Origin of the sequence: Streptomyces sp. NPDC101194, from assembly GCF_044767885.1 — a bacterium.
In the GTDB taxonomy this organism is placed as follows: Bacteria; Actinomycetota; Actinomycetes; order Streptomycetales; family Streptomycetaceae; genus Streptomyces.
This window is the reverse complement of record NZ_JBIWOS010000014.1, coordinates 127,789-135,202: the sequence shown is the minus strand read 5'-3', so window position 1 is coordinate 135,202 and position 7,414 is coordinate 127,789. Positions and strand designations below refer to the sequence as shown.

At 69.2% G+C, this 7,414-nt stretch carries 8 protein-coding genes; 2 read left to right on the top strand and 6 right to left on the bottom strand.

The genetic code is table 11. The annotated features are described in order from the left end of the window. Positions 1 to 493 precede the first annotated feature (493 nt). Positions 494 to 994, top strand: coding sequence for a nucleoside deaminase (locus tag ACIRP2_RS36075; protein WP_404257922.1), 501 nt, complete (start codon positions 494 to 496; stop codon positions 992 to 994). Between the two features lie 258 nt (positions 995 to 1,252). On the opposite strand, the gene ACIRP2_RS36070 is transcribed toward ACIRP2_RS36075, so the two are convergent. Then, positions 1,253 to 1,912: a ScbR family autoregulator-binding transcription factor gene (locus ACIRP2_RS36070; protein ID WP_404257920.1), complete on the bottom strand. Its 660-nt coding sequence runs from the start codon at positions 1,910 to 1,912 to the stop codon at positions 1,253 to 1,255. A gap of 545 nt (positions 1,913 to 2,457) precedes the next feature. Here ACIRP2_RS36070 and ACIRP2_RS36065 point away from each other — a divergent pair. Continuing rightward, the gene (locus ACIRP2_RS36065; RefSeq protein ID WP_404257918.1) at positions 2,458 to 3,153 is read left to right on the top strand and encodes an HAD family hydrolase; all 696 of its coding nucleotides are present in this window, start codon (positions 2,458 to 2,460) and stop codon (positions 3,151 to 3,153) included. Positions 3,154 to 3,340: 187 nt separating this feature from the next. On the opposite strand, the gene ACIRP2_RS36060 is transcribed toward ACIRP2_RS36065, so the two are convergent. From ACIRP2_RS36060 to ACIRP2_RS36040, 5 genes are all read right to left on the bottom strand, one after another. Further along, complete coding sequence (locus tag ACIRP2_RS36060; protein WP_404257916.1) at positions 3,341 to 3,643, bottom strand: hypothetical protein; 303 nt, start codon at positions 3,641 to 3,643, stop codon at positions 3,341 to 3,343. Between the two features lie 336 nt (positions 3,644 to 3,979). Further along, complete coding sequence (locus ACIRP2_RS36055; RefSeq protein ID WP_404257914.1) at positions 3,980 to 5,224, bottom strand: cytochrome P450; 1,245 nt, start codon at positions 5,222 to 5,224, stop codon at positions 3,980 to 3,982. Next, on the bottom strand, positions 5,221 to 6,174 hold the full coding sequence (locus tag ACIRP2_RS36050) for an amidohydrolase family protein (protein WP_404257912.1): 954 nt from the start codon (positions 6,172 to 6,174) through the stop codon (positions 5,221 to 5,223). The genes ACIRP2_RS36055 and ACIRP2_RS36050 overlap by 4 nt, the downstream gene beginning before the upstream one ends. Then, a complete protein-coding gene (locus ACIRP2_RS36045) occupies positions 6,171 to 7,058 on the bottom strand; it encodes an NAD(P)-dependent oxidoreductase (RefSeq protein ID WP_404257910.1) in 888 nt (295 codons plus the stop codon). The genes ACIRP2_RS36050 and ACIRP2_RS36045 overlap by 4 nt, the downstream gene beginning before the upstream one ends. After that, the gene (locus ACIRP2_RS36040) at positions 7,055 to 7,393 is read right to left on the bottom strand and encodes an antibiotic biosynthesis monooxygenase family protein (protein WP_376222165.1); all 339 of its coding nucleotides are present in this window, start codon (positions 7,391 to 7,393) and stop codon (positions 7,055 to 7,057) included. The genes ACIRP2_RS36045 and ACIRP2_RS36040 overlap by 4 nt, the downstream gene beginning before the upstream one ends. Positions 7,394 to 7,414 lie beyond the last annotated feature (21 nt).

Here is a 7,414-nt window from a genome sequence, read left to right as displayed (position 1 = left end):
CCCGGTCGCGGTCTCCCGCAACGACAGCCATGGTTAACGCCCGGCCGAACCCCACGCAAGAATGTGACGTACTACCCTAATTAGGAGCAATGTCCAAAATTAACCATTTTGAGGCTTTTAACCGCCGTTCCCAGAGCTCCGCCTCTACTAATCGCTCTAGGATGTGACGCGGCTCCTATGGGTGGCATCACATTCAACGGGCCGGAACCGGTCCCCCGCGGAGCCCCGGCAGCACCCGAGCGGAGGCAGGCGAGCGGGACATCTCCCCCTCCTGCGCGCCGGGCCGGCCGGGTACGTCGACGGCACCCCTCGCCTCCCGTGGGGAGCGGCGCACCACGTCCGGAGCGCCCGTACGCAATCCCCGCGTCACGGGCCATGGACGCCACCGATCGCCGCGATGGCCCACATCTCTTGGACGCCGCAGGTCAGGGCCTGACACGGTGAGTGCCACGGCAGCGTGGGCCCGATCCCGCGCACGCGAGAGGAGCACGTCGTGTCAACTGTTGAACTGACCGGTGCGGAACACCAGCACCTGGAGCGAGCCGTGGAACTGGCGGCCGAGGCGCTGCGGGCCGGGGACGCACCCTTCGGCTCCGTTCTGGTCAGCGCCGAAGGTCAGGTCCTCGCCGAGGACCGCAATCGCGTGAACAGTCTCGGCGACAGCACACGTCACCCGGAGTTCGAACTCGCCCGTTGGGCCGCCGCGCACCTCACCGCGGACCGGCGGGCCGAGGCCACTGTCTTCACCTCCGGTGAGCACTGCCCCATGTGCTCGGCCGCACACGGCTGGGTCGGCCTCGGCCGCATCGTCTACGCCCATTCCGCGACCCAGTTGGCCCAGTGGCTGACCGAGCTGGGTGTGCTGTCGCCTCCGGTGCGTTGCCTGGCGGCCCCCGACGTGGTGCCGGGCCTCGCGGTCCAGGGACCCGTACCCGCTCTGGCCGAGCGTCTGCGAGAAATGCACCGGACCTTCCACCTGACATCGCACGGGTGACGTGTTCACGAGCCCTGCCGACGCGGGGCCGCGCCTCGTCCGGAACCGGCGTTCAGGACGGTTCCGGGCGGCCGACGAGGCAGGGGGCGCGGGCCGCGAACGGTCGCGGACACGGCCCGGCCCGCACCCGGGCGGGTGGAGGCGGCACACGGCGGCGGTCGATGCCGTCGAGCACACCGGCGGCCGACCGACCCCTGTCCACGTCGGCGACATGCGCACTCTCGGCGGCGGTCGAAGTGCGGGAAGCGCCGTTCACCATCACTCGGGGCAGCGCGCCCGCGCCCGCGCGATCAGGGCGGCAGGGTCGGGGCGCGCCTGCAGCGCGTGCAGAACGAGAAGCCACCACTGGTGCAGCCGGGCCGCCAGCACCCGCTCCCCCGCCACCTCGTCGGTGAGGCTGTACAGGCCGAAGAAGGCGCACACGAGTGTCGTGGCAGTGCTCGACGGCTCGACGCCCTCGGCGAGTTCCCCCTTGACGCGGGCATCGGCGAGCAGCCTGGTGACGGCCGCGGTCCAGGCGGCGAAGGGCGCGGGCACAGCCGCGTCGATGCTGTGGCGTTCGGCCCACAGCCGGGCACCGGCGCGGGCTATGACGTCCTCGCGCAGAGCTCTGGCGACTTCGAAGCTCAGGGTGACGAGCTTCTCCAGCGGCGGGACCTCCGGGGCCGCGTAGTGCCCGGCCAACTGCGGCCATGCGGCGAACTGTTCACGAACGACGGCGAGGGCGAGCTTCTCCTTGCTGGAGTAGTGGAAGTAGATGGCTCCGCTGGTCTTCCCCGAACGGCCGCTTATGTCATTGATACTGGTGCCCACGTACCCCTGTTCGAGAAAGAGCTGCGCCGCGGCTTCCAACAGGGATCTCCGGGTAGCTCGCGCCCTGTCCTGCACGTATGTTCCACCTTCGATGATGTGCGCCATTCACGCGACGCAAGGGGGTGCCACACCCGCGCACTCACGGCCCCACACCGTCGGTCGCGGAATTCTTATTATTCTTCGACCGTGCGTACATGTGAGTGGCATCAGGGAATTCCGCACTCCCGCACAGACACATTTCTGCGCCATTTCGCCACCACATGAGCCCATAGAAGGCAATTAAATAGCTCTGGGCCAATAAAGAGTGAATTGTCCGCGTTTCTGGGGCGCCATGGCGTCCCAGCCCGGCCCCGCCGCGCCTCGCGCCCGCCCCGCGACGGGCCTGCCCCAAAACACTCGAAATGGTGATTGCGCACTTCTTCTCCGCGAAATTAACGTAATCAGCACGATGTTTTCAGGCTCGCTCCACAGGGCGGACGGCGCTCCGGGCAGTGGGCCCCACGGAGGCGAATGGACCGCCTTCGCACGCGGTCATCGATTTCCCCTCGACATCCACGTCCCAGCAGTCGAGCGCGTCTCTCCCGCAGTCCGGCATCTTTTTGAGCCCGCGGAAGACCGGGGTCGGCGCACTCTCCGAGAACGGCAGAGAAATGACAGCTGATCGCATCCTCAACTGGTCCCCGGCCGCCATCGTCTTCGATTGCGACGGAACTCTGATGGACACCGAACGCCACTGGCAGGACGCCCGCATTCGCGCCTTCCGGGAATTCGGCCTCAAGCCCCCGGCCGGTTTCGCCGAGCGAGCGAAGGGAGTGCACTACACCGAGTGCGGAAGCCTCATGGCCCGCGAGACCGGGAAGCCGGAGCTCACGGGGGCCATGACCGATTCGCTGCTCCGGCATTTCATGACGCTGGTCGCCGCGGACCCCGTCACCATGCCGGGCGCGGCGGCTCTGGTCCGGCTGGCAGCCTGCCATCTGCCGCTCGCGGTGGCGAGCAACTGCCCACTGGACGTGGTGGAATCCTGCCTGGAACGGGCCTCGCTGCTGGATCGCTTCGACCACATCGTCGTCGCGGGCGACGCATTACGGCCCAAGCCCCATCCGGACGTCTACGCCGCCGCCGCGGAACTCTGCGGCGTGCGCCCTCAGGACGCACTGGCGGTGGAGGACTCGGTCACCGGTATCGAGTCGGCGCGAAGGGCCGGCCTGCGCGTACTGGGTGTCGGCCCACGCCCTGCCGACGGGGGACAGGACCGGGCCGACCTGTGGGTGGACGCCCTGAGCGACCCCGGGTTGGTGGCCTGGGCCCATGCTCGGATCGTGGAGGCCGAGCCCCGCGCGTGAAGTCGGCTGCCCGTGCCGCCGGGCACGGGCCGCCGACTCCCCGACGACGGCCTGCCCGGCCCGACCCGTGCTCCCGCATCGAGACGCGTCAGGGCACCGGACGGTTGGACGCGCGGGACTGCGCTTCGGCCCGGGCCTTGAGGCACGCGTGCCCGGTGGCGTGGCTCGGTCCCGCCTCCGGGACCGATCACGACAGGTTTCCGCTCGACGCGATGTCGGTGAAGCGGACGACGGTCGGTGGGCTGGTGCACCTGCCCGCCGACTTGCCGTTGATGGTCGCGGTCGGAACGGCGGTGACCTTGCCCACGACGACGTGCGCCCCCTTCTTCCGGGGAGTCATCTCACCGGTGAACCCCTCACGGACGGAGCAGCCTGCGCCGCCGTTCAGCGAGCCACCGGTCCTGAGCGTGAAGTGGACGCTTTCGTCGACCGCGTCGCCGAGCCTGCGGATGTGCTCCTTCAGCGACCCCTGCGTGACCTCGGGGAGCACGGGCTCGTGCGTTCGTGAGTGCGTCTGCAGAATTATTGACGAAGCGTCAGAAGAATTCATCTCCAAGGGCCTTCGAAGGGCGGCACACCGGCGCGACACGGACCCGAGCAGGACGGCACCAGCCCGCGTGCAGCCGCCTTGCACGACCGACCGGCCTCATTCCAGAACGAGTTGGGTCGGGTCCGAGACCGCCCAACCGCTCGGAGGCCACTTCGACCGGCATCAATCGACGTGTGGGACAGCCGTCAGGGAGACGGACGCGTGCGTGCGGTGGTCGACCGTGCCGCGAGCGCACGCGCGGCGGACGAACGGATGCCGGTCCCCTCCGGCTGCCGGTCACGGCATGGCGGGCTCGAGCACGACGGGCAGCTCCGCGAGGCCTCGGAAGGCCGGGAACGGAACCTCCATCCAGGGCGCCTCACGCGCGGGGTCCGCCAGGGCGGCCCTCGGGAATCGACTGAACAGACCCGTGAGAGCGAGTTGCGTCTCCAGTCTGGCCAGCGACGCTCCCAGGCAGTAGTGGATGCCGTGGCCGAACCCCAGATGCGCGCTTTGCGGCTTCTCGGGGCGCGTCACGTCGAAGGCGTCCGGCGCGTCGAACTTCCGCGGGTCGCGGTTGGCCGAGCTGAGCGCGATCTGCACCAGGGAGCCCTTCGGAATCCGTGTCCCGGCGATCCGGACATCCTCGGTGGCGAAACGGAACGTCGCGCTCTCCACCGAACCGTCGTAGCGCAGCAGTTCCTCCACCGCCGGTCCGATCAGCTCCGGGTTCTGCTGCACGGCACGGAGCTGCTCGGGGTGGGTGAGGAGATGATGGATGCCGTTCCCGATGAGGTAGGCGGACGTCTTGTGCCCCGCGAACATCAGCAGGAACGCTGTCGAGATCAGCTCCTGCTCGGTGAGGCCACCGTTCTCGTCCCGGGCCTCGACGAGCGCGCTGAGCAGATCCTCCCCGGGCCGGCTGCGCTTGCGCGCGAGGAGATCCGTGAAGTACGCGTGCAGGCTCTCCTCCGCCATCTGCTGGGCCTGCTTGGCTTCCTTGTCGAACCCTGTCTGCGCCACGGTGGTGGACAGGCGTTGCAGCTCCGGCCGTTCTTCCTGCGGCACACCGAGCAGTTCGCAGATCACGATGATCGGCAGCGGGAAGGCGAACGCGGGCAGCAGGTCGACGGGTTCACGGGGGGCGCAGCCGTCCAGCAGCGTCTCGACGACGTCCTGGATCCGCGGGCGCAGCGACTCCACGCGGCGGGGGGTGAACGCGGAGCCGACGAACTTGCGCAACCGGGTGTGCTTGGGCGGGTCGGAGTTGAGCATGTGGTCGTCCAGGGCCACGGACGAGTCGCCGAAGATCCTTCGGTAGGCGTCCATGGCCCCGTACATGTCCTTGCTCAGCCGCGGATCCGTCAGGGCCGCCCGCGCGTCCTCGTACCGGGTGATCAGGTACGTGTCGATGCCGTGCGGCGGCCGCATGGGGCAGACGGGCGCCGTCTCCCTGAGGTTCGCGTAGACCGGATGCGGGTTCCGTCGGAACGCGGGGGTGCACCGCTCGGCCGCGGCGACCGGATCGTCCACAGTGGTCACGGTCGGCTCCCGAGGTCGAAGAGTGCCTCGGCGTTGCCACCGAGGATGAGCTGCTGGGACGCCTTGTCGACGGGCAGCTTCTCGATCATGTGCAGGAGCTCCTCCAGCGGTACGGACATCGGCGGAGAGTCCGTGCCGAACAGCATCCGCTCCGGCCCCAGTACCTCCGCGTTGAGGCCCAGATGCGCCGGGCTGAACGTGCTGGTGTCGACGTACATGCGCTGCAGCGCCCCGCCCGGGTCCGTGGCCGGGGCGTCGGGCTGTGTCGATGGTGCGCCGGCGCCCCAGTGTCTGGGACGCGCCGCCGTCTGCAGGCGTTCCGGCAGAAGCGCCATCGCGCCGCCGCCTGTGGCACCGATCAGACGCAGGCCGGGATATTTGTCCAGCCATCCCGCGAACGCGATCATGGCCATGCCCATGGTGACGTCCCCGAACCGGCCGATCTGCTCGACGAAGCCGAAGTCGTCGACCCGGTCCGTGCCGATCGGTTCGGCCGGAGCGTGCACCAGAACCGGCACTCCCGTCTCGGCGGCCAGCGCGAAGAAGGAGTCGGCGCGCGGAGAGCCGAGCAGTTCGCCGTGAACGCTGGAGGTGGTGATCAGGCCGACGAACGCGGGGTCCTCCAACGTCTCCCGGACTCCTTCCAGGTGGTCGTCGTCGCCGAACGGGTTGGCGTACACGTACCCGCGCAGCTGGTCCGGGAAGGAGGCGATCAGGCCCGACATCCAGCTGTGGAAGCCCCGGAGCCGGTCTCGTGGTTGCGCGTAGTTGTCGACGCCCGGGACGCGCGCCATGGCACCGGCGCCGACCGGGCTGCCGATGATGGTGAGGTCGATACCGGCTCGGGCGCGGGCGTCGAGCATGCCGTCGACGTCGGTGAGGCTGGGCGGCATGGGGAAGCGCCGCGCGGCATCCGGCGGGGACAGGTGTCCATGGATGTCGATGATCATGTGTGTGTTCCCTGGTTCGATGCGAGTGCGTGGACGACGGCGACACAGTCCTCGTCCCCGTGTCCCTGGTCGGCGGCGCGGACGTGGGTCTGCGCGGCTGCGTCGACGAGTGGAAGCCGCAGTCCGGCCGCTGCGGCCTGGTCCGCGGCGAGCAGCAGGTCCTTGGCCATCAGGCTCAGCCGGAAGTCGGGCTCGTCGAAGCGCCCGGCTGCCAGTCGCTTGGACTTGAACGCCATGACGGGCGAGGCGAATCCGCTGCCCGCGATCGTGCTGAGGACGAGCTTCGGGTCGAGCCCGGTGACGGACGCCATCTCGACCGCCTCGGCCAGGGCCTGTACCTCGATCCCCATCAGCAGGTTGAGGAGCAGCTTCATCCTCATGCCGGAACCGAGTTCGCCGAGGTGCACGACCTCCTTGCCCAGCAGTTCGAGCAACGGCCGCCCTGCGGCGAAGACCCGCTCCTCACCCCCGACGAACAGCCGCAGATCACCGCTGCGGGCGTGCTCCCGGTTGCCCAGCATGCCGACGTCCAGAACGGAATCGATCTTGCTGGTGAGACGGACGACCTCCTCCGGTGCGACCGTGCTGGCGCAGACCAGGGCACCTGGGTACGGGCTCCCGGTGAGGATCCCGTCCGGTCCGTGCAGCACGGCGGCAAGGGCTTCGCCGTCGGTCACGGTGCAGATGGCCGCGCTCGTGCCCTCGACGGCATCGGCCGGATGCGTCGCGGCGACGGCGCCGGCGCGGGCGAGCGGCTCCGTCCGCTCCGGGGTCCGGTTCCAGACCCGGACCTCGACACCCTGGTCGAGAAGCCGGGTGGCCAGGCCGGTGCCCATCGTGCCGAGGCCGAGGACGGCGACGGGGCCGGTGACGGGCTGCGTCATGACTTCACCCCCACGGTCTCCTGAATGACCCGGTACCGCAGCGACTGGGTCTGATCGACCCAGGCCCGCAGCGGGGCCAGCAATGCGCGGTGATCTTCGCCCTGTTGCCAGGCGAAGAAGTGTTCGGGCGTCTCCCACTCGCTGGTGATCACCCACTGCCGGGAGTCGTCGAGGGGTTCTCCCAGCCGGTCGATGATGTGCCCGGGGACGCTGGCGACGGACTTCCGTATCCGCTCGTACGCGTCGAGGAATCCTTGCTCACCGCCCTCGATGACGTGGACCGTGTACACGACGGACAGTTGGTCGGCCGAGCGGCCGTTCTGCTCAGGGCGCATGTCTCCTCCTGGAGGGCGGGA

What these genes read in the sequence shown, in the direction of transcription:
- ACIRP2_RS36070 (WP_404257920.1), bottom strand. Translation starts at nt 1,912, where the DNA reads ATGGCGCACATCATCGAAGGTGGAACATACGTGCAGGACAGGGCGCGA.
- ACIRP2_RS36065 (WP_404257918.1), top strand. Translation starts at nt 2,458, where the DNA reads ATGACAGCTGATCGCATCCTCAACTGGTCCCCGGCCGCCATCGTCTTC.
- ACIRP2_RS36050 (WP_404257912.1), bottom strand. Translation starts at nt 6,174, where the DNA reads ATGATCATCGACATCCATGGACACCTGTCCCCGCCGGATGCCGCGCGG.
- ACIRP2_RS36045 (WP_404257910.1), bottom strand. Translation starts at nt 7,058, where the DNA reads ATGACGCAGCCCGTCACCGGCCCCGTCGCCGTCCTCGGCCTCGGCACG.
- ACIRP2_RS36040 (WP_376222165.1), bottom strand. Translation starts at nt 7,393, where the DNA reads ATGCGCCCTGAGCAGAACGGCCGCTCGGCCGACCAACTGTCCGTCGTG.